23 protein-coding genes, 4 tRNA genes and 2 pseudogenes are annotated in these 25,540 nt (G+C 47.7%); 5 read left to right on the plus strand and 24 right to left on the minus strand.

The features are described from left to right. Positions 1–157: 157 nt before the first annotated feature. The 6 genes from cphA to V6C21_RS03880 all read right to left on the minus strand — a co-directional run bounded on the left by cphA (position 158) and on the right by V6C21_RS03880 (position 7,769). Positions 158–2,848 (minus strand): cyanophycin synthetase, encoded by a 2,691-nt coding sequence (cphA, locus tag V6C21_RS03855; protein WP_479268380.1) that lies wholly within the window; start codon positions 2,846–2,848, stop codon positions 158–160. Next, complete coding sequence (locus tag V6C21_RS03860) at positions 2,796–3,611, minus strand: cyanophycinase (RefSeq protein WP_479268381.1); 816 nt, start codon at positions 3,609–3,611, stop codon at positions 2,796–2,798. The genes cphA and V6C21_RS03860 overlap by 53 nt, the downstream gene beginning before the upstream one ends. An 85-nt stretch (positions 3,612–3,696) precedes the next feature. Continuing rightward, positions 3,697–4,824 (minus strand): beta-aspartyl-peptidase, encoded by a 1,128-nt coding sequence (gene iadA, locus V6C21_RS03865; protein ID WP_479268382.1) that lies wholly within the window; start codon positions 4,822–4,824, stop codon positions 3,697–3,699. 183 nt (positions 4,825–5,007) lie between these two features. Continuing rightward, positions 5,008–5,337 (minus strand): cupin domain-containing protein, encoded by a 330-nt coding sequence (locus V6C21_RS03870; protein ID WP_479268383.1) that lies wholly within the window; start codon positions 5,335–5,337, stop codon positions 5,008–5,010. A 117-nt stretch (positions 5,338–5,454) separates the two neighbouring features. Next, positions 5,455–7,023: a hydroxylamine reductase gene (gene hcp, locus V6C21_RS03875; protein WP_045085637.1), complete on the minus strand. Its 1,569-nt coding sequence runs from the start codon at positions 7,021–7,023 to the stop codon at positions 5,455–5,457. Positions 7,024–7,061: 38 nt separating this feature from the next. Further along, the gene (locus tag V6C21_RS03880; protein WP_034836829.1) at positions 7,062–7,769 is read right to left on the minus strand and encodes a 4Fe-4S binding protein; all 708 of its coding nucleotides are present in this window, start codon (positions 7,767–7,769) and stop codon (positions 7,062–7,064) included. Between the two features lie 112 nt (positions 7,770–7,881). Here V6C21_RS03880 and V6C21_RS03885 point away from each other — a divergent pair, with 112 nt between their 5' ends. The 4 genes from V6C21_RS03885 to V6C21_RS03900 all read left to right on the plus strand — a co-directional run bounded on the left by V6C21_RS03885 (position 7,882) and on the right by V6C21_RS03900 (position 11,443). Continuing rightward, positions 7,882–8,568, plus strand: coding sequence for a Crp/Fnr family transcriptional regulator (locus V6C21_RS03885; protein WP_051492282.1), 687 nt, complete (start codon positions 7,882–7,884; stop codon positions 8,566–8,568). Positions 8,569–8,876: 308 nt separating this feature from the next. Continuing rightward, positions 8,877–10,412 carry an ATP-binding cassette domain-containing protein gene (locus V6C21_RS03890; RefSeq protein WP_034836826.1) on the plus strand — a complete coding sequence of 512 codons (1,536 nt, stop codon included), beginning with the start codon at positions 8,877–8,879 and terminating at the stop codon, positions 10,410–10,412. 327 nt (positions 10,413–10,739) lie between these two features. Then, on the plus strand, positions 10,740–11,123 hold the full coding sequence (locus tag V6C21_RS03895) for an NAD(P)H-dependent oxidoreductase (RefSeq protein WP_479268384.1): 384 nt from the start codon (positions 10,740–10,742) through the stop codon (positions 11,121–11,123). After that, entirely contained in the window at positions 11,120–11,443 is a 324-nt protein-coding gene (locus V6C21_RS03900; protein WP_479268385.1) for a hypothetical protein, read from the plus strand. The genes V6C21_RS03895 and V6C21_RS03900 overlap by 4 nt, the downstream gene beginning before the upstream one ends. Positions 11,444–11,586: 143 nt before the next feature. Here the strand turns inward: V6C21_RS03900 and V6C21_RS03905 are convergent. The 7 genes and pseudogenes from V6C21_RS03905 to V6C21_RS03935 form a co-directional block, all read right to left on the minus strand. Next, positions 11,587–11,663 (minus strand) — tRNA-Gln (locus V6C21_RS03905). Positions 11,664–11,708: 45 nt separating this feature from the next. Then, a tRNA-His gene (locus V6C21_RS03910) sits at positions 11,709–11,785 on the minus strand. A gap of 9 nt (positions 11,786–11,794) precedes the next feature. Further along, positions 11,795–11,871 (minus strand) — tRNA-Arg (locus V6C21_RS03915). A gap of 59 nt (positions 11,872–11,930) precedes the next feature. Then, positions 11,931–12,004: transfer RNA gene (locus V6C21_RS03920), tRNA-Gly, on the minus strand. 134 nt (positions 12,005–12,138) lie between these two features. Further along, positions 12,139–14,405: pseudogene (locus V6C21_RS03925) on the minus strand (ATP-dependent Clp protease ATP-binding subunit). 73 nt (positions 14,406–14,478) lie between these two features. After that, entirely contained in the window at positions 14,479–15,036 is a 558-nt protein-coding gene (gene pgsA, locus V6C21_RS03930; protein WP_045085639.1) for a CDP-diacylglycerol--glycerol-3-phosphate 3-phosphatidyltransferase, read from the minus strand. A gap of 143 nt (positions 15,037–15,179) precedes the next feature. Further along, positions 15,180–15,449 carry a hypothetical protein gene (locus V6C21_RS03935; RefSeq protein ID WP_479268388.1) on the minus strand — a complete coding sequence of 90 codons (270 nt, stop codon included), beginning with the start codon at positions 15,447–15,449 and terminating at the stop codon, positions 15,180–15,182. Between V6C21_RS03935 and V6C21_RS03940 the strand changes: the two genes are divergently transcribed. Continuing rightward, positions 15,337–15,714, plus strand: coding sequence for a hypothetical protein (locus V6C21_RS03940; protein WP_479268389.1), 378 nt, complete (start codon positions 15,337–15,339; stop codon positions 15,712–15,714). The genes V6C21_RS03935 and V6C21_RS03940 overlap by 113 nt on opposite strands. Before the next feature lie 2 nt (positions 15,715–15,716). Here the strand turns inward: V6C21_RS03940 and V6C21_RS03945 are convergent. The 11 genes and pseudogenes from V6C21_RS03945 to ruvC form a co-directional block, all read right to left on the minus strand. Continuing rightward, positions 15,717–15,851: pseudogene (locus tag V6C21_RS03945) on the minus strand (hypothetical protein); the annotation flags it as partial. A gap of 177 nt (positions 15,852–16,028) precedes the next feature. Then, the gene (locus V6C21_RS03950) at positions 16,029–17,285 is read right to left on the minus strand and encodes a DUF5711 family protein (RefSeq protein ID WP_034836811.1); all 1,257 of its coding nucleotides are present in this window, start codon (positions 17,283–17,285) and stop codon (positions 16,029–16,031) included. Between the two features lie 50 nt (positions 17,286–17,335). Next, positions 17,336–18,112 (minus strand): tRNA pseudouridine(38-40) synthase TruA, encoded by a 777-nt coding sequence (gene truA, locus V6C21_RS03955; RefSeq protein WP_034836809.1) that lies wholly within the window; start codon positions 18,110–18,112, stop codon positions 17,336–17,338. 26 nt (positions 18,113–18,138) lie between these two features. Next, entirely contained in the window at positions 18,139–18,942 is an 804-nt protein-coding gene (locus V6C21_RS03960; protein WP_034836807.1) for an energy-coupling factor transporter transmembrane component T family protein, read from the minus strand. Further along, complete coding sequence (locus V6C21_RS03965) at positions 18,936–19,811, minus strand: energy-coupling factor transporter ATPase (RefSeq protein ID WP_479268386.1); 876 nt, start codon at positions 19,809–19,811, stop codon at positions 18,936–18,938. Before V6C21_RS03965 ends, V6C21_RS03960 begins: the two co-directional genes overlap by 7 nt. Further along, positions 19,793–20,674 (minus strand): energy-coupling factor transporter ATPase, encoded by an 882-nt coding sequence (locus V6C21_RS03970; protein WP_479268387.1) that lies wholly within the window; start codon positions 20,672–20,674, stop codon positions 19,793–19,795. Before V6C21_RS03970 ends, V6C21_RS03965 begins: the two co-directional genes overlap by 19 nt. A gap of 129 nt (positions 20,675–20,803) precedes the next feature. Beyond that, the gene (locus V6C21_RS03975; RefSeq protein WP_034836803.1) at positions 20,804–21,664 is read right to left on the minus strand and encodes a class I SAM-dependent methyltransferase; all 861 of its coding nucleotides are present in this window, start codon (positions 21,662–21,664) and stop codon (positions 20,804–20,806) included. Positions 21,665–21,724: 60 nt separating this feature from the next. Then, entirely contained in the window at positions 21,725–23,077 is a 1,353-nt protein-coding gene (gene glmM / locus V6C21_RS03980; protein ID WP_034836800.1) for a phosphoglucosamine mutase, read from the minus strand. Between the two features lie 58 nt (positions 23,078–23,135). After that, positions 23,136–24,167: a Holliday junction branch migration DNA helicase RuvB gene (gene ruvB, locus V6C21_RS03985; protein WP_034836798.1), complete on the minus strand. Its 1,032-nt coding sequence runs from the start codon at positions 24,165–24,167 to the stop codon at positions 23,136–23,138. An 18-nt stretch (positions 24,168–24,185) separates the two neighbouring features. Next, positions 24,186–24,779, minus strand: a complete 594-nt coding sequence (gene ruvA, locus V6C21_RS03990; protein WP_034836795.1) for a Holliday junction branch migration protein RuvA — start codon at positions 24,777–24,779, stop codon at positions 24,186–24,188. A gap of 21 nt (positions 24,780–24,800) precedes the next feature. Then, positions 24,801–25,307, minus strand: a complete 507-nt coding sequence (gene ruvC, locus V6C21_RS03995; RefSeq protein WP_034836793.1) for a crossover junction endodeoxyribonuclease RuvC — start codon at positions 25,305–25,307, stop codon at positions 24,801–24,803. Positions 25,308–25,540 lie beyond the last annotated feature (233 nt).

Raw genomic sequence — 25,540 nt, forward strand, 5'->3', positions numbered from 1 at the left:
CAAACGGATTCTGAAGTACAAGGCAAAGTTTGCTGCATAAAAAGAGCTACCACCATTTGGCAGTAGCTATTCAATAACCATGTTTTAATTATTTCCCTGGTCTACATTGACAGGGGCGGATCAGATATGCCGCGGCTTTTTGTTTTATGCTGCAATGTCATGCTAATAACTCAAATGTTTTCTTCTCCTGCACAGCCAGCGGGAAAGCATTTTTTGCGCCCAGCGATTCAAGGTATTCCTGCAGCGGCTCGAGCTTTTCATAAAGCATTACGATAAGATCGCCGCTTCTGGCCTCCTCGACCGCTGCGCGGAGGGCGTCAGACTCTTTTTCAATTATAGTGACAGCATTCCTATCAAAGCCTTTCTTAATTATGGCGTCATAGAATATGCCCGCGACCTCGCCTCTTTTTCTGCCGCGCAGGTCTTCGTCCTCTTTAATTATGATTCTCGCAAACGCCTCTGCGCACATCTCGCCCACCGTTCTCATGGCGCTGTCCTGCCTGTCGCCGGGCATGCCTATTACGCCGATAATCCGGTTATAGCCGAGCTTTTTGCATGTTTTTATAACCTGCCTGTACCCTGCCGGATTGTGGCCATAGTCAAGCATGACGCGGAAACCGTTGAGCTTGTAAAGGTTGAACCGGCCTTTATTGTCATCAAAGCTTTTGAGGCCGTCGCTGATAACTGGAATCGGGACGCCGAGCGCATAAAGTGCCGATACCGCGGCGAGGCTGTTTTCAATATTACATTCGATAAGGCCGCCGCAGGTTATCGGGATATCGCTCACATCTATTACGTCCAGAGTCTTTGCCCCGTCTTTAATCTTTATCGTTCCGTTTTTTGTAAATACCTTTACGCAGTCTACGGTCCGGGTCACCTGTGTCGGCTCCTCGTCTTTATAGAACAGAATCGGCCGCACCTTGACCCGCTTTAATATTTTCGGCGTCATGCTGTCTTCGGCGTTGAGCACCGCCGCGCCGTTTTCCTTGACCGCCTCGACGACCAACGACTTGACGAATGCCAAATCCTCAAGGGTGTTAATGCCGTCAAGCCCTATGTGGTCGCCGGTTATGTTGGTTATGACACCGACGTCGGCAAGGTCGTATCCGAGCCCGCCGCGGACAATGCCTCCTCGTGCCGTTTCAAGTACCGCCGCGTCTATCTCCTTATTGGACAGAAGAGTCTTTGCGCTGATAGGCCCTGAATTGTCACCGCGGCAGATACATTTGTTCCCGACATAGGTTCCGCTTGTGCTTGTCATGCCGACCGTCTTGCCGCAAAGGCCCAGAACATGATGGATAAGGCGCACAGTCGTCGTCTTGCCGTTTGTTCCCGTAACTGAAACAATGGGGAAGTTGTAGTCCTCCTCTTTCGGGAACAAAAGGTCGACGATGTCCTTGGCGACGTTGCGCGGCTTGCCGACGCTGGGGTATAAGTGCATGCGGATACCCGGCGCCGTATTCACCTCGACTATCGCGCCGCCGGTCTCAGTTATTGGCTTTGAGATATCCTCGGCGACAACGTCGATCCCGGCAATATCAATGCCGATGGCCTTTGCGGCGCTTACCGCGAGCTGAGCGTTTTCAGGATGGATTATATCGGTGCAGTCAATTGCTGTGCCGCCGGTGCTGAGATTGCCGTTCTGACGCAGAACCACGACCTGACCCGGTTCGGGAATAGAATCCTCAGTAAGGCCGTTCTTCCGAAGCAGGTTCCGGGACACGCTGTCGAGTTTTATCTTTGTCAGCGCCTTTTCGTGGCTTTCGCCCCGGTTTTCGTCGCTGTTAACGATATCGACAAGCTCTTTAATTGTATGCTTTCCGTCACCTGTGACTGAGGCGGGCAGGCGCTCCGCGACTGCGCAGACTTTGTCCCCTACTACTAATATGCGGAAGTCTCGCCCTTTTACGAATTTTTCGACAATTATGCCGTTTGAAAACTTAGAGGCTTCCCTGTATGCCTCTTTTATCTCTTCATTGGTCTTAAGGTTAAGAAAAACACCTTTTCCCTGATTGCCGTCATAGGGCTTTATGACAACGGGCATGCCTATCTGGTTTGCTACCATTACGGCAGAGATCTCCGAAAAAACCACCTTGCCATATGGGACGGGAATCTTGTGCTCGCTGAGCAGCGCCTTTGTGAGTTGCTTGTTTGAGGACAAATCAGCGGATATGCACGAAGTGGCATCCGTCAGCGTCGACTCGATAAGCCTTGAGTGGCGGCCGTATCCCAGTCTGACAAGGCTTTCGTGCCCTATGCGGGTTATCGGTATATGCCGCTTTTTCGCCTCTTCGACTATTGCGGAAGTGCTGGGACCGAGTTCGCCGTCCTGCGAAGCCCGCCGCAGATAGTCGAGGAATTCATCTATATTGACATCTTCGCCGCGGATAAATGAGTTCAGTATGAACACCGCGGCTTTTGAACATTCCAGACCGCATACCTCGTTTTTATACTCAAAAACAAGGTAATAGACATTGGGTTCTTTGAGAAGCCGGGTTTTGCCGTACCTTACGTCATATCCGAGCATATACTGCATTTCCAGTATTACATGCTCAAGGACATGACCCAAATATGTGCCGGCCTTCAGCTTCTCAAGAAAGCCGCCCTCATACCCCAGCCCGCAGCAGTTTGTGCGAAGCCCGGGGAATGCCTTTATCAGCTTTTCATTGAACCCTTTAATGTCCTTAGTGGGGATATCGCCGTATTTTCCGATATCCACAATCATCTTCATGACAGGTCTGTGACTGTATATATTACGTCCGGGGAAAATCGTATAATCCCATATTGAGATCTTGTCAGTCTCCATTCTTAAGACGCAGAACCTTTCTTTCATTGAAATCAAAGCCATATCCCTTTGGCAGGACATGTACCGTAACGCCTGTGATTGCCAGAATTTCATCAGGTTTAAGCTCTGAAACGTTGGAACTTTTGATTGTCTTGCCGTCGATAATCGTTACAGCATTGCTACCGATTATCTCAAAGTGATTGTCTGGGAACAGCTTTATCGCGGTGTTCTCATCTATGCCGATCCCGAGCACGTCTGGATTCTCGCAGACACCGCACAAAAGCCGCCCAAACCTCCCTCTCTGGTCAAAGTGCTGGTCTATTATTGCTCCGTCAAAAAGTCCCAGTCCCGGAGCCATCTTTAAGGTGCATTTTCTGGCCGGTTCGTTGTCGTTGCCCTGAACGATCATCGTCGAACTCATCACCGAGGCGCCGGCACTCGTGCCCATTATTATGCCGCCGTTTTTATAAAGCTCTATAATTTCTTTGCCGGCTCTGGTCCCGCCGAGAATACTGGTGATCCTCAGCTGGTCGCCGCCGGTCATAAAAAGGCAGCGGGATTTCTTTATTATTTCACAGTTTCTCTCATTCTCGGCATCATCGCGGGTATTGATATTGAGCACATTAATCTTTTTTATGCCGAGCCTTTCAAAAACCTTTGCATAATCTTTTCCAACTTCCTGCGGCTTTTCCGTCGCTGTCGTCAAAACCGTCAACCAATCGCTGTCGTCCATCATTTGTTTTGCCTGCCGCAAGATTTCACTGTCGCCGTTTTTGTCTTCGGCGCCTCCGATTATTATTAGATAACCTTTTGACACTTCCTCCATAACTTCCTCCCGGGTTCGGACCTAAAGCTATTCCGCAAATGACTGCAGCGCAAGTCATATCTATATCGGCTCTGTCTTGAATTTCTCAGTCTCTTGCGGAATTGCTGTAAGCAAGCCTTCCCCCGTCAATCTTTAATATTCCCATGCAGTACAGCTTGTCTACATTATAATTTTTGTCAACTATAAGTATGTCAGCGTCGCTGCCCTCTTTCAAAGCGCCCTTTTTCGGGTACAGTTTCAGGCGCTTTGCCACGTTTTCAGTCACAAGGCTGAAAACAAGGTTGGGCGGCAGCCCTTCCTCCATTATCATGTGCCATATATCGTCGTATATGACCTGAATTTTGCTTGCCCCGCCGCCGGGTATGCTGCCGTTTGCGTCTGAGCTTACTGTGACATTAGCCATCGGCAGCCCGGAATCATAGAATTTCTTGACCGCTTTCGGCACTGGAACCCCGACTGTTTCACCGGCTGTAAAATCCGTATTGCCGCCCGCTCTGCAAAACTCCATAGCCTCCCCGAAAAGCTCCGGGCTTCGGTTTAGGTGGGTCGGCACAAACATATTAACCGGCAAATCGTATTGCTCAACGGTGTCTATTATCGGTTTTAGGCCGCCTTTGCCGTCTCCGACATGAATGTGCATGACGCCGGCCTTCCCCGACAGCATGCCCCCGAGGTGAACCTGTGACGCGAGCTTTGCCAGTTCTTGGGGCGAAGGTTGGGATGAGCGGTGGTCTGAAATCGCTATCTCCCCCGCGCCGATAACCTTGTCGATGAGGACAAGGTCTTTTGTTATGCTTTCTGTAATTGTCAGCGGCGGCATGGCATAACTTCCGGAATAGATAAACGCCGTTATGCCCTCCGCCTCAAGGGATTTTGCGGTGGCGTACAGGTCCGTCAGATTTCTCGTAACCCCGTCGGCGCCGAGCAGCCCGCATACGGTAGTTACCCCTGACTTAAGTATATCGCGTATATCTATTCTCGATACCCTGCTCGAAAAGCCCTGTTCACCGCCGCCGCCCGTTATATGGACGTGTTGGTCGATTATGCCGGGAAATGCCCTTTTGCCCTCACAGTCGACAACTTCATCGACAATCCCCTGCATTTCAATTTCACCGCAGGGGCGTATCTTAGCGATTTTATCCCCGCAGATCAGCATATCACTAAGTCTTTCGCCCTGCGGAAAGCTACAGTTTATATTCTTTAATAACGTCATCAATGTTAATCAACTCTTTAAAGCCCTGCCGCCGTCTGACTGGGCGGCGATCTCTTGTTATTCAAAATTGTCACATTTAAATGCACATGCCAGACTTATTATTAACATTAAAAATTGTCATAATTCAAAAATATAAAAAGAACCCGAAAGATTTCTCTTTCGGGTTCTTTTTTAAATTAAATTTTATGATGGGAAAACAACGATAAGGAACATCTTGAACTGTTCAGTCGCAAACAGCGCATGGGGCTTGCCCGCAGGCATTACAATCGTCTCGCCTTTTTGAACATCGTATTTCTTGCCGTCGATTGTGATTTGAGCCTTTCCGTCAAGGATATAAACCATTGCGTCCCCGCTCGATGAATGGGTGCTTATCTCCTCACCCTTGTCGAACGCGAACAGTGTTAAACTTACAGCGTCATTCTGCGCTATCGTCTTGCTGACAATCTGGCCTTTTTGATACGCGACCGTTTTTTCAAGCGGAATAACGCTCTCAAAGTCAATATTCTTAAGCATTAACATCACCCCTAATATAATGCCATTATATCAGTGAAATATATAAGTAAAAGCGATGTTGACTGAAAAGTGCAGGTATTGGGGCGGCTTGGGGCGGCATTTAATTTAATGCACGCGTCAGCCGAGGATTGCCTTAAGGTCTGCTTCTGGTGTTGAAATTGGTTTGATGGAGAACTTCTCAATGAGGAGATTGAGGACATTATCTGAGATAAACGCCGGGAGCGTCGGGCCGAGATAGATATTCTTAATGCCGAGGGACAGCAGGGTCAGGAGAATGCAGACTGCCTTTTGCTCATACCAGGAAAGCACAAGCGTCAGCGGCAGGTCGTTTACGCCGCAATCAAAGGCCTTTGCGAGGGCGACGGCAACCTCAATGGCGCTGTAGGCGTCGTTACACTGACCCATATCCATGACCCTCGGAAGTCCGCCGATTTCGCCGAGGTCAAGGTCGTTGAAGCGGAATTTGCCGCAGGCCAGCGTCAATACAGCCGTATCTTTCGGGGTTTGCTTTACAAATTCGGTGTAGTAGTTTCTGCCCGGCCTTGCGCCGTCACAGCCTCCGACGAGGAATATGTGCCTGAGCGCGCCGGTCTTTACCGCTTCAATTATCTTGTCCGCAGCCGACAGCACCGCTCCCCTGCCAAATCCAGTGGTCAGTGTATCGCCGCCGTTGATGCCGGACATATGGCGGTCTTCCGCATATCCGCCCAGTTCCAAAGCCTTGTTTATAATATCTGTGAAATCCTTTTTGCCGTTGCTATCCACCTTTACGTGTGCAATTCCGGGATAACCGACAACTGAAGTCGTAAATACCCTGTCCGCATAGCTTCTTTTCGGCGGCATAAGGCAGTTGGTTGTGAAAAGAATCGGGGCGGGAATATTGTCGAATTCCTTCTGCTGGTTCTGCCATGCCGTTCCGAAATTGCCCTTGAGGTGCGGGAATTTCTTAAGCTCAGGATAAGCGTGAGCCGGCAGCATCTCACCGTGGGTGTAAATGTTGACACCCTTGTCCTTCGTCTGTTCCAAAATCTCATAGAGGTCATGCAGGTCGTGGCCGCTGACAACGATGAACGGGCCTTTCTCTATATTGCATGTAACCTTTGTGGGCTCAGGCGTGCCGTATGTTCCGGTATTTGCTTTATCCAGCAGGGCCATGCACTTTAGGTTGACCTGACCGAATTCCATAAGCAGCGACAGCCACTCGTCGACTGAGTGCTCTGTCAAAAGCGCCGGCAAGCCCTTATAGAACCATGCGTTTACCTCGTCGTCAAAGAGGCCAAGTACACCGGCGTGATGAGCATAGGCCGCCATGCCGCGCATACCGAAAAGCAGTGTTGAACGCAGGGAGACAATATCTTTGTCCCCGTCGAAAAGCGACTTCGCCGCCGGTACTGGGATTTCTTCTGCAAGGCGGTTTTTCTCCGCTATTGCCTCGTCTTTAAATTGGTTTATCCTTGTAGTATCAAAGTTTACGTTTGTGACGGTCATAAACAGCCCGTCTACAATAAGAGAATCGGTCTTCTTTGACCTGCCCGCCTTGTTTGCGGCATTGGCCAAAGCAATTAGAGCGCAGGTGAGCTCATCCTGAGCGTTTGACGTTGCGGCACTTTTGCCGCATACTCCTGCGTATTTGCACCCTGTTCCGTTAGCTGTCTGTTCACACTGAAAACAAAACATTTCTGACATTGCAATTCCTCCAAAAATAAAATTTTATTTATATAAAATTACTGTTCAATAATTGTGCCGTCTGTGCCGATTACGGTGACACTCCACGGAATCATCTTGCCGCTTGCGCGGAGAGCCTCTTTGACGGCATGTTCAATGCCTCCGCAGCATGGGACTTCCATCCTGACGACTGATACGCTCTTAATCTCATTCATCGAGATGATGGCGGTGAGTTTTTCGGTGTAATCGACCATATCCAACTTCGGGCAGCCGATTAATGTTATCTTGTTTCTCATAAAGTCTTTATGGAAGTTAGCATAGGCGTAAGCTGTGCAGTCCGCCGCGATAAGCAGGTGTGCGCCATTAAAATACGGGGCGTTCGGCGGGACAAGCTTTATCTGAACCGGCCACTGGCGCAGTTCGGAAATAACCTGACTGTTATCCGCTGCCTTTGCGGGTTCGGCAGGGCGATTCCTCTCAAGGGTCCTCATGCGTGAACCGGGGCAGACAAACGGGGCCTTAGCCCGCTCCGCTTCCTTCTTTGCTTTTACAGCCGCCTCGTTATACTCCGCCGCTTCCCGCTCCTCAAATGAGATAGCATTTGTCGGGCAGACAGGCAGGCAGTTGCCGAGGCCATCGCAGTAATCTTCGCGCAAAAGCTTCGCCTTGCCGTTAACTATGCCTATTGCGCCCTCATGGCAGGCCGTTGCGCAAAGGCCGCAGCCATTGCATTTTTCCTCGTCAATCTTTATAATTTTTCTTATCATAAAAACCTCCTATTGGTTTGCTGTTCTTTCTGTGGTTAAATTATATTAGGTTATACCGCAAAATTCTGTTGCCATAGCAACAATAATAGAAATTTTTAAGGAGTCTTTGGGAGTGGCAAAAATCAGCGACATTCTATTGAAGATGAGCCTATTTGAAGGTATCAGGCCTGAAGAACTCGAGGCGATTTTAAAATGCCTCAGGGCAAAAAAGGTAACTTACAGCAAAAATGAATTTATAATAAACATGGGTGACAGAATAGACAGTTTCGGCATTGTAATCAGCGGGACAGTGCAGATTCTGAAAGAAGATATCAGCGGCAGGCAGGTTATACTCTCGGCACTCACAGCCGGCGACACGTTTGCTGAGGTGTTTGTCTGCGCAGGCATAAAAAAATCCCCCGTTGCCGTCATGGCGGCAACAGAGGCAGAGGTGGTTTTTATCGATTACGGCAGGGTCGTTCATACCTGCAACAACGCCTGCGAATTTCACTCAAGACTGATACAGAATATGCTCAAGGTGCTGGCCCAGAAAAATCTCTTTATGAACAACAAGATAACCTATCTGACCCTCAAGGGTATGCGTCAGAAAATCGCGTCATACCTGCTCTCACAGATTGAGAAAACAGGCAAAGACCGGTTTGAAATACCCTACAGCCGCACAGAGCTTGCCGATTTTCTCAACGTGGACAGGAGCGCTATGTCAAGAGAGCTTTCGCGAATGAAAAAAGAGGGGCTTATCGATTTCAACAGGAATACGTTCTCTGTTCTGGATAAGCAGGCGCTCTGTGATTTGGTTTGATACTCGTCACTGTCTCAGAAGAATATAATAAACCGCTTGACAACTAAATATCTTATGTTATACTTATTACAAATTAATGAGATGGGTGGAAAGATGCGCTTATAATCTATTTTTCGAGTATAACAGAATTGTTTGTAAAAGTCCGCTTATTTTGCGGGCTGAATTTCTGTTGCCGAAATTTAGATTATAAGCCTTAAAGCTCATATAGGCCCTGATTTTATCAGGGTTAGCTTTGCTTTTCAATAATCTGCTTTAATCTGCTTTCGGCAACGCCGAAGGCAGTTTTTTTTTGCTCAGGGAGTGATTTTATGCTATTACAGATAAAAGACCTTAATATTACGCATTTAAAGGATTTAAGAGAAATTCTAAACGGCTTTTCCTTTACGCTCAACCCCGGCGACAAGGCGGTCATAATCGGTGAAGAGGGCAACGGCAAATCAACGCTTCTCAAACTGATTTACGACCCAAAGCTTGTCGAGGATTACGCCGAATATACCGGAGAAATTATCAGGGGCGGCAGTATGGGCTACCTTGCGCAGGAACTGACACAATTTCAAAAACAAATGACCGTTTATGAGTTCTGCTCCGCGTGGCCCGCTTTTTTCAACCTCACGCCGAGGGCACTCGGCGACATCGCGTCGGAACTTGGAATAAGGGCCGATACGTTTTATTCCGACCAGAAAGTTGGTTCCCTTTCCGGCGGAGAAAAGGTGAAATTACAGCTTGCGTGCATTTTAATGGAGCGCCCGGACATGCTCTTACTCGATGAACCGTCGAACGACCTTGACATAGATACACTTAAATGGCTTGAGGAATTTATAAATTCATGCGGGATTCCGGTTCTTTTTGTCTCTCATGACGAGACGCTTATTGAAAACACCGCAAACGTTGTAATCCACCTTGAACAGGAGCGTCGCAAAACCAAATCCCGCTGGACAGTCGCGAAAATGCCTTACGCGCAGTATATCAGTGAGCGTTTGTCAAGACTTGCCCATCAGGAACAAATAGCGCGGAAAGAGCGCAGCGACTATGAAAAAAAGATGATTAAATTTCGTCAGATACAATCGAAAGTGGAACACCGTCAAAAAACAGTTTCGCGTGCCGACCCGCATAGCGGACGGCTTCTTAAAAAGAAAATGAAAGCCGTCAAGTCTATGGGAAGGCGTTTTGAACGCGAGCATGAGAATATGACGCAAATTCCCGACGTCGAAGAGGCAATCATGCTGAAATTCGGGGACGATATCGCCGTTCCGAGTGGTAAAACCATCCTTGATTTTAAACTCGACAGGCTGAGCATTGAAGACCGGATTCTTTCTGAAAATATCGAGCTTTTCGTATCAGGCAGGGACAAGATATGTATAATCGGCAAAAACGGCATCGGCAAGACGACGCTGCTTAAAAAAATCGCCGAAAATCTGCTCGCCCGGCAGGATATTAAAGCCGCCTATATGCCGCAGAATTACGACGATCTTTTGGTTGCAGACAAAACGCCCGTTGAGTTTTTGTCAGTGACGGGCGAAAAGGATGAAATTACAAAAATAAAAACATTTCTCGGCAGCGTCAAATATACCTCCGATGAAATGGAGCACAGGATATCTGAGCTTTCCGGCGGGCAGAAAGCAAAGCTTCTGTTCTTAAAGATGATTTTGGATGGGTGCAACGTGCTTATTCTCGACGAGCCTACAAGAAACTTTTCGCCACTTTCGAACCCGGTCATCAGGGATGTCCTCAAATCGTTCGGAGGGGCAATTATCAGTGTTTCGCACGACAGAAAATATATAAACGAAGTCTGCACCAAGGTTCTGGAGCTGACCCCAAATGGGCTCAATGAGGCAAGAATTTAGTGCAGCTGCAAAGTTAAAAGCGCATTTTATCGGGACGTAATAACCCGGTAAAATGCGCTTTTTGCATTTAAACTTTAAACGGCTATGAAAAAGTTGACATTGTTATGAAATAAATAGTATTATATTGACATAATGTTTGAAATGTGAAGGCAATAATGCCTATTGAGACTAATCTTCTTCTGTTGCTGACAGTTTTCTTGCTTGAAGGGATACCCATTATTCTTTCATTTAGGATTGCTATCAATTTAACAGCAGTCTTTGTGCTTGATAAAAACTCTCTATGTGCATATCTTCCATACTCATAAGTTTGGACGGAGGAAATGTATTATGAAAGTATTATTAATCAGCGGAACAAACCACAAAGGCAGCACCTATACTATCGGACGCATGCTGGCCGATAAGCTCAATGCAGATGAAATCAAAGAGGTATTTCTACCAAAGGATATGCCGAAACAATGCCGCGGCTGTACTCGCTGCATAATAGAAGACGAAGCAAAATGCCCGGACTATTCGTTTATAAAGCCTATTACTGACAGCATAGACGAAGCCGATATATTAATACTTACCTCGCCCGTTTATGTGTTGCATGTAACCGGTCAGATGAAAAGCCTGCTTGACCACTATGCCTACCGGTGGATGGTTCACAGACCGTCAGAAAAAATGTTCTCAAAACAGGCAGTATGTATCTCCACAGCCGGAGGCGCAGCATGAAATCTACCAACAAAGATATGGCAGACAGCCTGAAATTCTGGGGCGTAGGGCGGATATATACATATGGGGTAGCCGTTGCGGCAACCTCATGGGAATCAGTTTCAGCGAGCAAAAAGCAAAAAATTGAGAAAAAAATCAACCGGATTGCACAGAAATTGAAAAAGCGTCAAAACAATGTGACGCCGTCTTTCAAAGTAAAAGTACTGTTCTATTTAATGCGGATTTTTCAAAAACGCGTAAAGATAAACCCAGTTGACTATGATTACTGGGAAGCAAAAGGTTGGCTGGGAAAAAGTCGTCCCTGGAAAACGGCAACTTAAAAATTAAGATTGAGGTTGTGAATAGTCGCTATTCATCTTGATTAATCTGAATGAGGCGGACTGCTATTCAGCGCTGTCCGCCTAAGTGAAATGATACACAAAAGCTATAATAAAAAAAGCACGCCAAAAGCGTGCTTTTTTTATGGCTGGGATGGCAGGACTCGAACCTGCGGAATGACGGAGTCAAAGTCCGTTGCCTTACCGACTTGGCTACATCCCAATATGCATAAGAACACGCGGTGTTATCCGCGTGTTCAAATTATTATGGGGTGGGTAATCGGATTCGAACCGATGACCTCCAGGGCCACAACCTGGCACTCTAACCAACTGAGCTATACCCACCATATTTCTTGGCGCGCCTGGAGAGACTCGAACTCCCGACCCACTGCTTAGAAGGCAGTTGCTCTATCCACCTGAGCTACAGGCGCATCCGATACCGCCATCAAGGGCGCAGGAAACAAGCTCCGGCATGACAGCAGAAAAAAATTGGAGCGGGTGATGGGAATCGAACCCACGCGGCCAGCTTGGAAGGCTGGAATTCTACCATTGAACTACACCCGCTTCTCTATAGCTTCGAAACGCTATATGATGCATTTCGTTTGCCGCTTTTTCGCGGCGATTGTGATTATAACATAACAACCGCCGCATGTCAAGCGCTATTAGCAAAAATATATCGAATTTAGTTACCAGCGGACTTAAAACGCCACAGCAGTAATATTATCCCCGTCGGCAGACAGCTCAACACTTGATATCTTTTCACTGCCGCGTGCAACAAGGATACCGGCAATGCGGTCCTCAACTTCACGGCGCACGTTTTTCCTCAAATCCCTGGCTCCAAACTTGCCGCCATATGATTTTTTAACAAGGGCGTCTATAAGCTTCTCATCCCAGCTTAGCTCAATTTTCTTTAGTGCCATTGATTGTTTTAACTCATCCAACATAAGGCCGGCTATGGCCTTAAAATCGGTCTCTGAGAGAGGATTGAAAACAACTATTTCGTCAACGCGGCTCAAAAATTCCGGTCTCAGGAAATCCGAAAGCGCTTTCATAACCTTTTCCTTAACCATCATCACCGGTTCGCGGTTGAATCCCAGCGAACTGCCCTTGCGGTCAGAGCCTGCGTTTGACGTCATAACTATTACTGTATTCTCAAAGTTAACCGTACGTCCGTGCGCATCCGTTACCCTGCCGTCATCGAGAATCTGAAGCAGGATATTAAGAACATCGGGATGTGCCTTTTCAATCTCGTCGAAAAGTATTACCGAATACGGCTTACGTCTTACCTTTTCTGTGAGCTGGCCGGCTTCATCATATCCGACATATCCCGGAGGTGCGCCGATTATCCTTGAAACCGCATGTTTCTCCATGAATTCGGACATATCAAGCCTTATCAGCGTATCAGGTGTATCAAACAGCTCGGCCGCCAGCACCTTGACCAGTTCGGTCTTGCCAACGCCTGTGGGGCCGACAAAGATAAACGACGCGGGGCGTTTGCGGGGGCTTATCTGAACCCTGCTGCGCCTTATAGCGTTTGACACAGCGCTGACTGCCTCGTCCTGGCCGACTATTCTCTTCTTTAATGTTTCTTCAAGGGTAGCAAGGCGCTGGAATTCCTGTTCGCGGATACGGCTCGCGGGAATTCCTGTCCACAGCTCGATTACCTTCGAGACGTCGTCTTCAGTAACCGAAATATCGCCGGAAGCATCACGAAGCCCCTGAGCCTTTGCCAAAAGGCGGCACTCCTCGGCCTTAACATCGGCGAGTTGCTTGTATATATCCTGTCCCTCTGACTGGATAAGCTGCTCTTCCTGTGCCTTGCCTTGAGGCTTGCGAGTTTGCGTTCAACGCTGGCAAGCTCAGACGCCGCCTTGTTGCGGAGTGCGGCACATGCACAAGACTCATCAAGGAGGTCAATGGCTTTGTCGGGGAGGAAACGGTCAGAAATGTATCTCTCCGAAAGCCTTACTATCTTCGAGACAAGTTCATCGTCGATTTTTACCGAATGATATTTTTCGTAATAGTCTTTAATCCCCAAAAGGACCTTTACGGTGTCCTCAATCGACGGTTCCTCAACCTTTACAGGCTGGAAGCGTCTCTCAAGGGCAGCGTCTTTTTCAATATATTTTCTGTATTCTTCAAAAGTGGTAGCGCCGATAACCTGAATTTCGCCCCTTGAAAGAGCCGGCTTCAAAATATTCGCCGCGTTCATAGAGCCTTCAGCATCGCCGGTGCCGACAAGATTATGCACCTCGTCGATGAACAGGATTATATTCCCTGCCTTCTTTACTTCGTCGATAAGCCCTTTTATCCTGCCTTCAAATTGGCCTCTGAATTGCGTTCCTGCCACAAGTGCCGTCAAATCGAGCAGGTATATTTCACGGTCAGCCAAGCGGGGAGGCACGTTTCCGGACGCAATTTTAAGCGCAAGGCCCTCGGCTATTGCGGTTTTACCGACACCCGGCTCACCGATGAGGCACGGATTGTTCTTCGTGCGGCGGCAGAGTATCTGCTCAACACGGTAAATCTCCTTTTCGCGGCCTACAATGCGGTCAATCTTCCCGTCTCTCGCTTTGCCGGTCAAATTTATGCAATAATTATCAAGATATTTCCGCTTCGGAGACTTGCCTTCGCGCGAATGGCTGCTTTCCTTTGTCTTCTCATTATTGGTTCCGCTGCTTTGTCCGCCAAATATATTCTCAAGGAATGGATATGTCTTCGCTCCTCCTGGTTCAAATCCGTCTTCGTCAGTGCCATTAGCCTGATTCATCAGGTTCTCAAGCTCTGCACCCATGTTCTCTATATCTTCATCTGTTACGCCCATCTTCTCGACTAAATCATTTACAGGCTTAATGCCAAGCTCCCTTGCACACTGAATGCAAAGTCCGTCATTTATCGTTTTTCCATTTTCAACTCTCGTAATAAAAACAACCGCCATACGCTTTTTACAGCGAGTACATATCATAATAATTTATCCCTTCTTTACTTCATAATACGAGTATATCAAAAATCAACTGTCGTCATGCCCATTTCTAATCCTATTTTGAATTTACTTTGAAAAAATAGGGGATGTACATTACAAGTGAAAATAGCATAAATACCAGAACAAGGATTAGAAGGACGTAAATAACCAAGCGTGATGGCCGGAAAGCAATAATAAGAATCATCGCGAAATAGAAAACTACAGTTCCAAGTTTTCCGAACCATTTTGACGACATCATTTCTTTGCCTTTTCTTATGATATTCGCACCTGCTCCAATCATTACAAATTCTTTTAAAATCAGAATACATAAGATCCAGATTGGCGCGACATTCTTTATCACAAGACAAACACAGACAGTCGCCTGCGTAAGTTTATCGGCAAGTGGGTCAAGGATTTTGCCAAGCTTTGATACCATATTGAATTTGCGTGCAATAATTCCGTCAAATATATCTGTCAGCCCCGAAAGTATTAATACTCCCGCAGCAATTATTCCGGAATATTGCAAGTTGGAAAAGTAGGATACTACAAAGACAGGTATGAGTATAAGGCGAAAAATTGATAGCAAGTTTGGTATCCCTAAACCCAAAATGCCATGCGACTGATTGCCGGACATTAATATAGTCCCCTCTCTGCTCAGGTCATATAAAGGCTGTCGAAAGCATAGAAGATATACTTGCCTTATGTGTTCTATTTGTAGAATGATTTTAGAATGATTCAAACTTTATTTTCTCAAAGTAGTATTATAATATCATAATATCATGCTTTTAACAACTTGTAAGTTAAAGGATTAACATTATAAACATACTTAAAAATGTGGGTAGATTCTATTGTATTTATCGATATCAGCTGATTTCCCTGCAAAGAACACAAAGACAAAATTAGTGACAGCAATGTGCTCAAAATTGCCAGGATAATGACAGCCTCGATAACTCCAACAGCCGCACCTGCAATTGAGTTAAGCGGGTTCAAAACCGGAAACTTAAATATACTATCCAGCATGCGAATGATAGTCTCTACAACAAACATACATGCGGATAATATAATAAAAAACGCAATACACCTTGAAATCAACGTGGATAATGGCACCGAAGCCGCTGATATCAGAGCATCAATAGCCTTTGAACTAAATTGGGTCAAAATATCAGTGAAATTAGCTCCTGATGAAGCAGGGCTTTTTGAAACGCTGAAAACGCCGGTGCTATTTACTCCATTGCTTGATGCAAGCCCATTAATTGTATTATTGACATATTTCTGCATAAATGTACTGTCAATCCAATTACCTAACGGATAACTGAACTCAAACGCAATAATATAAGCTGCTATTGTCCCGACAAGTCCTACTGCCGTTCTTATGAAACCTCTTTTATACGATCTGAAAACAATCGAAATAAATATAAAAACTACAGCAGCATCTAAAACAAAACTCAAGGCCGCTCACCACCTTCTAAATCAGTCATAGCAACTTACCCTTGCAGGCTACAAGCAGCCCGAAGGCTATAAGCAGCTCACATTTAACTGATTTTTTAATTTTAAGGGGTAAATATAGGTCTCCCATCAGATATCCGTCAGATATTTTACAACAAAAGTCAACAATTTTTTGCAATGTTATTTTACGTCGTACCTCTCGACTGACTGTATACCTACCAAAAAGATATGCTTTTTTATAGCCATCGCCGAAAGCGCGCCGACAGGTACTGAAGTCTCTGATATCTCTTTCAAATTACTTTTGGATGTAAAAATTTTGCCGTCCGTCAAAGCGACAATATAATTAGAATTTACCGAAACACTTGTCAAAGCGCCGTTTATTTTCGCCGAGCCTAACGTCTTGCCCTCGCCGTCAAGAGACACTATGTTTGTTTTTTCGGAGTCGGCACGAAATGCAAGCACCGTAGGCCCGTCCAAATTCACGCTGGCAATAAGCTCTTTGCCTCCATAATCGTATTCCGATTTCTGCTCGCCGGAAGTATAAAGGAAAACCGACTTCTGGTCGCCGACGGCAGCTATGCGCTTATTGTCCTTAAACCTTATTGAGTATAGAAAGTCACCAGTATATTGTTTTACCGCAAGCGGCTTTTCACTGTCAAGTCCAAAGATATATATATCCGAAAAGATAGTGCCGTTTCTCGCGCCGGTAACAATCGCCGCCAGCTTTTTCCCATCTGGGCTCAGAGCCGCCGCTAATATCCTTCCCTTTGTCGAATTCCATCTGAATACCGCTTTATATGAACTGCTGTAAACCGTAAGTTCGCTGAGATAATTTTCTGCCTGCGTTATCACAGCGAAGTTCCCTTTGCTGCCCATCGTTGCTGATGTTATAGGATATGCTGCCGTTTTGGAAAATGGTTCGCCAAAACGGGTCTCAATTTTAAATTGTCTCCCTCCGCGGTCATAAATCAGCGCCCTTCCACCGCCCGAAACCGCGGCAGGCGAGTTAAACCCATGAGGGCGGGAGGCCAATTTTTCCCCATTGTGCGCATACAGAATAAAAGAGGTATCTGTAAGCACCCCTACATTCGGGCCAACGGGGACGGCTGCCTTTGTCAACCCTTCATCGAACTGGACTGGATATTTGCTCCTGCCGAATTCGCCCAGAAAGTTTTGAAATCTTTCAGCAAGCGCCGAAGGAGCGAGATTCCAGTCAAGGCAGATGACAACCGACAGCACTATTACTGCAATCAATGTGATTATGCGTCTTCTGCGTAGTTTCTTTTTATATAAACGGGCTTTCCGAGCTTCGCGGTAAGCCTTTAGTTCATTTTCTATGACATATGTTTCGTCATCTTCATCGTCGTCATAGTCGTCATTTATGTAAACCTTTGTCTTAGTTCTTTTGCCTTTTTTATTTTCATGAACTAATTTCAATATGCCTCCCCCCTTTTCAAACCCATCTATATAGTTTTATCGTCTTTTAATCAAGGTTTAAAAACCGTCTCGTTATAAAAAACTTTGTTAAGGAACAATCCATGCGCCGGGGCTGTTGGGCCGGCCTTTAACCTGTCTTTTGACCGGATTATTTCAGAAAGGCCCTCATAAGTCAGTTTTCCGCCATTTGAAAAAAGCAGGGTGCCGACCATTATTCTCACCATATTATACAGAAAGCCGTCGCCCCTGACACGGTAGACAACCTCGTCGCCGTTACGGGTAACCTCGGCGAGATAGATAGTGCGAACAGTGTCTTCTGTTTCATCCGGCCTGTGGCGGCTTGCAGCCTTTATTGAACAGAATGCGGCAAAATCATGCTTTCCGCAGAAAGCCTGCGCCGTTTCATTGAGTCTCATAACATCGAGGGGCTTTGGATAATGGAAAGTATATGCGCGGGTGAACGGGTCTTTAAACCGGCCGTTGTGTATCCTATAAATATATTCTTTGCCCGACGCGCTGTACCGCGGGTGAAAATCCATCGGCACTTCTTCGCATGCGGTCACAGCTATATCATCCGGCAGGTTTGCATTAAGCGCCCTCATTATGTGCGTTGTGTCAATATTAGATTCGGTACAAAAACAGCATACATAGTCGTTTGCGTGTACGCCGGCATCAGTGCGGCTGCACCCGGTAAGATCGAGGCGGTCGCCGAACACCTTTTCTATCGCATCCTGAACCGTCTGCTGTACGGAAACAGCGTTTTTCTGCACCTGCCAGCCGTGGTAATGGCTGCCGTCAAACTTCAGGTGCAAGCATATGTTGCGCATATCTTCCCCCATATTAACGTGGATAATTAACTAAAGAAAGTGTTAAATACTATTATAGCGGCAAAATAGAATACAAAAACGCCGTATGCGGCAAAGTCAATGCTCTCCATTTTTAGCCTGCGCAGCCTTGTGCGGCCATTTCCGCCGCGGTAACAGCGGCAGTCCATCGCAAGCGCCAGCTCCTCCGCACGCCTGAACGCAGAAAGAAACAGCGGAATCAGGATGGGCAAAAGCGCCCTTATCCTCTGCATTAGATTACCGCTCTCAAAATCGGCTCCGCGGGCTTTCTGAGCGCTCATTATCTTTTCCGTTTCCTCAATAAGCGTCGGGATAAACCGGAGCGCAATGGACATCATCATCGAAAGCTCGTGAACCGGCAGTTTAATCTTTTTCAGCGGCGCCATCAGTTCTTCAATGCCGTCTGCAATAGCGATCGGAGACGTCGTGTAAGTCATCATAGAGGTGCCAACTATAAGGAAAATTAGCCTTACCGATACGAATATGGCAAGCCGCAGGCCCTCATACGACATCTTCAGGAAATAGAACGAAAAGATGACCCTGCCGCTGATTGAGAAGGCGTTTATAAGCGAAGTCAGTATGATAATCGGGATTATCGGCTTTATGCCCTTTAAGACCAGCTTTATGGGTATCCTTGCTATTACATTGATTGCGACCATGAAAAGGCAGGCAAAGAGCAGAGATATCGAACTTCCCGCGCAGAACAGACCCACCATATAGGCAATTGTCAGTATTATCTTGGTTCTCGGGTCAAGCCTGTGAATGACAGTCTCTCCGGGGAAATACTGCCCTATCGTGATATCCTTCAGCATCCTGCGCCACCTTCTTTCAGCGCCCGCAGGATTTCTTTTTTGCCGTCCTTGACGGTGTATATGCAGTCATTTACATCAAACCCGCGCTTGCGCAGCCCGATGAACACCCTTGTTATCTGGGGAATGTCGAGGCCGATGCTGAGCAGTTCTTGGCTTCTGGCAAAAACCGCGTCGACGCTATCATACATAACCAATTTGGCCTTGTTCATCACAAGAACCTTGCTTGCGTTCTCAGCGATGTCCTCCATGCTGTGTGAAACAAGCAGAATAGTCGACCCTCTGGCCTTATGGTATTCGCGGATACGCCGCAAGATAGATTCCCGACCCTTGGGGTCAAGGCCGGCGGCAGGTTCATCAAGAACCAGCACATCAGGCTGCATTGCTATTACGCCGGCAATCGCAACACGACGTTTCTGGCCGCCGGAAAGTTCAAACGGCGATTTCTCCAGCAGGTCCTCCGAAAGACCGACAAATTCGGCAGCCTCATATACGCGGGAAGCAATCTCGTCCTCCGAAAGGCCCATATTTCTCGGCCCGTATGATATATCTTTAAAAACAGTATCCTCAAAGAGCTGGTACTCTGGGTACTGAAAAACAAGCCCAACCTTGAACCTTATTTTACGCCTGTCAACGCCTTTTTCCCAGATATCCTGACCGTCAATAAGTACGCGCCCGCTCGTGGGCTTCAAAAGCCCGTTCAAATGCTGAACAAATGTCGACTTACCGCTGCCTGTATGACCTATTACGCCTACAAATTCGCCTTTTTCTATTTCGATTGACACGTCATCGATTGCAGCCTTTTCAAAAGGCGTGCCCTCGCTGTAAACATATCTTAAATGCTCTGTCTTAATTATCGGATCTTTCGGCAATGTGATTCCTCCAAAAGCGTTGCAAGCGCGTCAATACATTCTTCTGCGGTAAGTACATCCTGCGGCAGCTTTTCACCGGACTTGTTGAGTTCATAAAGCAGTTCCGCCGCCTGTGGCACGTCAAGCCCTATTGACTTGAGCATCGCGACGTTTGAAAAGACGCTTCTTGGTGCGCCGTCGAGCAAGATATTGCCGTGGTCAATCACAACCACCCTGTCAGCGCGGACCGCCTCATCCATAAAGTGCGTGATAAGCACTATCGTTATCTTTTCGCCGCGGTTTAGGTTCATTATCGTCTCGATAACCTCGCGCCTTCCGCGTGGGTCAAGCATAGCGGTGGGTTCGTCAAGCACGATACATTTCGGTTTCATCGCTATTATGCCCGCTATTGCGACGCGCTGTTTCTGTCCGCCGGAAAGCTGGTGCGGCGCATGGTTGCGGTATTCATACATGCCGACAGCGTTCAGCGCCTCGTCTACCCTCCGCCGTATCTCTTCGGGCGGCACGCCGAGATTTTCAAGCGCAAAGGCGACATCTTCCTCGACGATAGTGGCGACAATCTGATTGTCCGGATTCTGGAAAACCATGCCGACGTTTTGCCTTATGTCATATGTTCTTGTCTCATCTGAGGTATCTATGCCAAGCGCGTATGCCTTGCCGCCTGTCGGCAAAAGCACCGCGTTAAAATGCTTTGCGAGCGTTGACTTTCCTGACCCGTTCCGCCCCAAAATAGCCAAAAACTGCCCAGACGGCACCTTAAGGTTTATGCCGTTAAGCACCTTGTTGCTTATTCCATCTTCATATGAATATGTGAACTCGAGGTTTTGAGTCTCAAGTATAGGGTTTATACTCTCGTTTTCCATTTGCACTCCCAACTTCAGTCAAGGCGGATTACTATCCGTCCATGCATAGTTTGTTTATTCATATTAAACATCGAAAGTTATTTTCGATAACTATAAAATTTTGAATGATTCCCCGTCTAATAATGCCGGTTACCGCTGCCATATGGCGGTCGCTCCGCAGGGCAGCACCAATCCGGTTTCTTTTACGGGAAGCCCGATTTCATCGGCGGTGACAGTCCCCTTAAACCGTTTGCCGACCGTCGTGCCGACGAGATATGCCATCACTGACGGCGAAAGGCCCGTAGTATAGGAATTGAGCAGGAAAAACAGCGGGTCATCACTCAACACCTGGACGCAGAGCATCAAGAGGTCATATATGGCGTCCTCGAGCTTCCAGACTTCGCCGCCGGGCCCCCTGCCGTAAGAAGGAGGGTCCATTACAATGGCGTCGTACTTGTTGCCCCGGCGGATCTCCCTCGAGACAAACTTTATGCAGTCATCGACTAAATATCGCACCGGCTTGTCCGAAAGGCCGGAGAGCGCGGCGTTTTCCTTTGCCCACTGCACCATGCCCTTAGAGGCGTCCACATGGCAAACCTTTGCACCCGCCGCCGCGCATGCAAGGGTCGCGCCGCCTGTATAGGCAAAAAGGTTCAGCACGTTTATCTGCCGGCCCGCACCCTTTATCTTCTTCATCATAAAATCCCAGTTGACTGCCTGCTCGGGGAAAAGCCCCGTATGCTTGAAGCCCATCGGTTTCAGCGCAAAGGTAAGCTCACCGTAATTTATCTTCCATTCCTTAGGCAAGCCGTTGCTCTCCCAGTGGCCGCCGCCCTCATGGGAACGGATATAGTGCCCATGGGCGCGGTTCCACAGCGGGTTCTCGCGCGGGGTTTTCCAGATTATCTGCGGGTCGGGGCGGATAAGCGTGTATTTGCCCCATTGTTCGAGTTTCTCGCCATCGGACGTATCTATAATATGAAAATCTCTCCAGTTTTTTGCTACGCGCATTTAAAAGCTGCTCCCTAAAACAATTTCTGTGTATCCTGAAATTTTGGACGGCTGTTTGCTTCAGCCCACATGAGAGCGTATCACATCGGCGACATCGTCCGCAAGTTTTGTAATCTCATCGCGGTCTTTGCCCTCAACCATAACGCGGATAAGCGGCTCCGTTCCTGACGGCCGTACCACTATTCTTCCCTCATCGGCAAGCTTTAACTCTGCCTTTTTGATTGCGTCAGCAACATCCTGAGCCTTCATTATTATATCCTTATTATTAGAAGAACCGACTTTGACGTTCACCATGACCTGCGGGTAACATTCCATAATTGAAGCAAGCTCAGACGCTTTTTTGCCCGAGTTCTTCAAGATTGCAAGCAGTTGCAGGGCTGACAGCTCGCCGTCACCGGTGGTGGCGTGGTCAAGGAAGATGATGTGTCCCGACTGTTCGCCGCCGAGTACATAGCCGCCGTTTATCATCTCTTCAAGGACATATCGGTCGCCGACCTTTGTCCTTGCCGCATTTATGCCATGGCTTTCGGCAAACTTGAAGAAGCCCAGATTGGACATAACGGTGACAACAGCCGTATTGCTCTTAAGCCTTCCCTTTTCTTTCAGCGACGCCGAGAATATGGCAATCAGCTTGTCGCCGTCAATAAGGTTGCCGTCTTCATCGACCGCAAGGCATCTGTCCGCGTCGCCGTCAAAGGCTACGCCGATATCAAACCCGTTGCCTTTTACATACTCGCTCAGCATCTCTATATGGGTTGAGCCGCAGCCGTCGTTGATATTCAGCCCATCCGGATTTGCATTTATAATTTCACAATCTGCGCCCAGCTCCTTGAACAGTAAAGGCGCTGTGACGGAGGCCGAGCCATTCGCGCAGTCAACCGCTATGCGCAGTCCGGAAAGGTCTGTGTTTATAGTTGACTTCAAATAATTTATGTAATCGGCAATCGCGGTCTTTGGCTTTATTACGCGGCCGACACCGTCCCCGGCTTTTATCGGCGGCTCTTCCAGCCCGTCGAGGACAATGGCTTCAATCTTTTCCTCGAGGCTGTCCGAAAGCTTATATCCGCTGCCGCTGAATATCTTTATGCCGTTATACTGCGCGGGATTGTGGGACGCCGAAATCATAACCCCGGCATCTGCGCCGAGCTTTTTTACGAGATATGCCACAGCCGGGGTTGGGACAACGCCCAAAACCAAAACATTCGCGCCGACGCTGCATATGCCCGCCGTCATAGCGGCTTCAAGCATATCCGAAGAAATGCGGGTGTCTTTGCCTATTATAATCTGAGGACGATGGTGAGTTTCCTCCGTCAGCACCATGGCAGCCGCCCTGCCAAGCTTAAGGGCAAGTTCACATGAAAGCTCAGTGTTTGCAACGCCCCTTACTCCATCGGTCCCAAAAAGTCTTCCCATAAAATTGCCGCCTTTCAATTACTTGTTTACGCTATAGTTTATTATGAGAATCTGAATTTTATAAAAAGCTTTGCTGGCCATCATCGGGCGCGGTGAGCCCGAGATGTTTATATGCTGCGGGAGTAACACACCGTCCGCGCGGCGTTCGGCTGATAAACCCTATCTGCAAGAGGTACGGCTCGTAAACATCTTCGATAGTGACTGATTCCTCGCCGACCGACGCAGCTATCGTCTCAAGGCCAACCGGTCCGCCGTTATAATGTGTAATCATTGTCCTAAGTATACGGCGGTCAATGCTGTCAAGCCCAAGCGGGTCGATTTCCAGCCTGTCAAGAGCCTGCGCCGCAACCTCTCGGGTTATTACCCCGTCGCCGCAGACCTGAGCAAAATCGCGCACGCGTTTTAGCAGCCTGTTCGCTATACGCGGGGTGCCGCGGGAACGCCTTGCAAGCTCTTTCGCCCCCTCGGGGTCGCATTTTATATCAAGTATACCTGCGCTTCGCATTATGATATTGCTCAGCTCTTCGACGGTATACATCTCCAGCCTTAAAATCACGCCGAAACGGTCGCGCAGAGGCGAGGACAACTGCCCCGCCCGGGTTGTGGCACCGATTAGCGTAAACTTCGGCAAATCAAGCCTTATAGACCTTGCCGACGGGCCTTTGCCGATTATGATATCGAGGGCATAGTCCTCCATCGCCGGATAAAGCACTTCCTCAACGCTGTGAGACAAGCGGTGTATCTCGTCGATGAAGAGGATATCGTGGGGCGCAAGATTCGTCAGCAGCGCGGCAAGGTCGCCCTGCTTCTCAATAGCAGGCCCGGAAGTAACGCGAATATTCACCGACAGCTCATTTGCGATTACGCCGGCGAGTGTTGTCTTGCCGAGGCCCGGAGGGCCGTAAAGCAAGACATGGTCAAGCGCTTCCCCGCGCTTCTTTGCCGCCTCAATAAAAACCTTGAGGTTTTCTTTCGCTTTTTGCTGCCCAATATATTCCTCGAGAAAATGCGGCCGCAGAGAGCTTTCCGCGTCCATTTCCTCAGGTGATGCAACAGGAGTTACAATGCGATTTTCAAAATCAGTTTCCATCTACTATTCACCATTAATTTATTTGGCAAGCAGACGCAGCGACTGCTTGATAATTTCCTCAACAGGAAGCGAAGCATCGGACTTTGACGCCGCAGAGGCCGCCTCGCTTCGTGAATACCCGAGAACCATCAGCGCACTTATCGCCTCTTCAATATTGCCGGAAGCAGAGGCCGGGATTTCTGTTTCGGTAAACCCAAGCGCCGCCTGCTCCCCGCTCACTTTATCCTTTAATTCAAGGACAATGCGCTGGGCGGTTTTTGCGCCGATTCCCTGAGCTTTCTGGATTGCCCTTGAGTCACCGGACGCCACATAAAGCGCGAATTTTTCCGGCGTCATCTCGGACAAGACGGAAAGGGCATTCTTTGGCCCGACTCCCGACACGGAAATCAGCATTTTGAAACACTGCAGTTCCTTGTCGTCGAAGAAACCATATAAGTCGAGCGCGTCTTCCCTGACATTCAGATATGTATAAAGCTTTACTTTTTCACCTATACTCGGCAGTTTTTTCAATGTGTTCGACGTAGTGAGGCATTTAAAACCTACTCCGCCGCATTCTATTACGGCAAAGGTGGGTTCAACATAGGTCAAAACCCCGCTGACACTATAAATCATCTTAAATCTCCTGCCTTATTGTTACCGCGGAATTTGATTAAGCAACCCCGACATCAGAGAACCTGACGAATGGGCATGGCATATCGCCACTGCCAATGCGTCGGCAGTATCGTCCGGCTTCGGGACTTTGGCAAGGCCCAACAGCATTTTTGTCATCTCCATGACCTGCTTTTTCTCCGCCCTGCCGTAGCCGACAACAGACTGCTTTACCTGAAGCGGCGTGTATTCAAAAACAGGCACACCGCTCTTCTTTGCGGCAAGGAGTATAACTCCCCTCGCCTGCGCGACATCAATAGCGGTTTTAGTGTTGCTGTTGAAGAACAATTCTTCAAGCGAAACGGCTTCGGGGTTCCACTTCTCTATAATCTCAGTGATACCGTCATAAATCTTTGCCAACCTGTCGGAAAAAGCAGTCTTTGCCTCAGTTGTAACTGCCCCGTAATCAAGGGTTGTATAGTGGGAATTGCGGTATTCTATGACCCCATAGCCCACAATGGCATACCCCGGGTCAATGCCTAAGATAATCAATTTATCCGCTCCGTTTGCTTTTTATTCCTTATAGTCTTAAACTATTTCATTATACCATAAGTCGTTATCAGGGGCAACATAAGGATTGTCAAGTTCTGCCGCTGTATTTGTAGGATTACAATAGATGTGTTACACTAGCGGATAAAAAAAGATAGCGAATAGGAAAAGCCTGTGCTATAGTTGAGCTGCAACCCACCAACAAAGCAAGGAGGTTTCCTATTCGCTATGAATAA

The sequence above is a fragment of the [Clostridium] cellulosi genome, assembly GCF_036762875.1.
In the GTDB taxonomy this organism is placed as follows: Bacteria; Bacillota; Clostridia; order Oscillospirales; family Ethanoligenentaceae; genus Ruminiclostridium_D; species Ruminiclostridium_D cellulosi.

Excerpts from the sequence above, each read along its gene's own strand:
- cphA (WP_479268380.1), bottom strand. The coding sequence starts at position 2,848 with ATGGCTTTGATTTCAATGAAAGAAAGGTTCTGCGTCTTAAGAATGGAG.
- V6C21_RS03860 (WP_479268381.1), bottom strand. The coding sequence starts at position 3,611 with ATGGAGGAAGTGTCAAAAGGTTATCTAATAATAATCGGAGGCGCCGAA.
- iadA (WP_479268382.1), bottom strand. The coding sequence starts at position 4,824 with ATGACGTTATTAAAGAATATAAACTGTAGCTTTCCGCAGGGCGAAAGA.
- V6C21_RS03870 (WP_479268383.1), bottom strand. The coding sequence starts at position 5,337 with ATGCTTAAGAATATTGACTTTGAGAGCGTTATTCCGCTTGAAAAAACG.
- hcp (WP_045085637.1), bottom strand. The coding sequence starts at position 7,023 with ATGTCAGAAATGTTTTGTTTTCAGTGTGAACAGACAGCTAACGGAACA.
- V6C21_RS03880 (WP_034836829.1), bottom strand. The coding sequence starts at position 7,769 with ATGATAAGAAAAATTATAAAGATTGACGAGGAAAAATGCAATGGCTGC.
- V6C21_RS03890 (WP_034836826.1), top strand. The coding sequence starts at position 8,877 with ATGCTATTACAGATAAAAGACCTTAATATTACGCATTTAAAGGATTTA.
- V6C21_RS03895 (WP_479268384.1), top strand. The coding sequence starts at position 10,740 with ATGAAAGTATTATTAATCAGCGGAACAAACCACAAAGGCAGCACCTAT.
- V6C21_RS03900 (WP_479268385.1), top strand. The coding sequence starts at position 11,120 with ATGAAATCTACCAACAAAGATATGGCAGACAGCCTGAAATTCTGGGGC.
- pgsA (WP_045085639.1), bottom strand. The coding sequence starts at position 15,036 with ATGTCCGGCAATCAGTCGCATGGCATTTTGGGTTTAGGGATACCAAAC.
- V6C21_RS03940 (WP_479268389.1), top strand. The coding sequence starts at position 15,337 with ATGACAGCCTCGATAACTCCAACAGCCGCACCTGCAATTGAGTTAAGC.
- V6C21_RS03935 (WP_479268388.1), bottom strand. The coding sequence starts at position 15,449 with ATGTTTGTTGTAGAGACTATCATTCGCATGCTGGATAGTATATTTAAG.
- truA (WP_034836809.1), bottom strand. The coding sequence starts at position 18,112 with ATGCGCAACATATGCTTGCACCTGAAGTTTGACGGCAGCCATTACCAC.
- V6C21_RS03960 (WP_034836807.1), bottom strand. The coding sequence starts at position 18,942 with ATGCTGAAGGATATCACGATAGGGCAGTATTTCCCCGGAGAGACTGTC.
- V6C21_RS03970 (WP_479268387.1), bottom strand. The coding sequence starts at position 20,674 with ATGGAAAACGAGAGTATAAACCCTATACTTGAGACTCAAAACCTCGAG.
- V6C21_RS03975 (WP_034836803.1), bottom strand. The coding sequence starts at position 21,664 with ATGCGCGTAGCAAAAAACTGGAGAGATTTTCATATTATAGATACGTCC.
- glmM (WP_034836800.1), bottom strand. The coding sequence starts at position 23,077 with ATGGGAAGACTTTTTGGGACCGATGGAGTAAGGGGCGTTGCAAACACT.
- ruvB (WP_034836798.1), bottom strand. The coding sequence starts at position 24,167 with ATGGAAACTGATTTTGAAAATCGCATTGTAACTCCTGTTGCATCACCT.
- ruvA (WP_034836795.1), bottom strand. The coding sequence starts at position 24,779 with ATGATTTATAGTGTCAGCGGGGTTTTGACCTATGTTGAACCCACCTTT.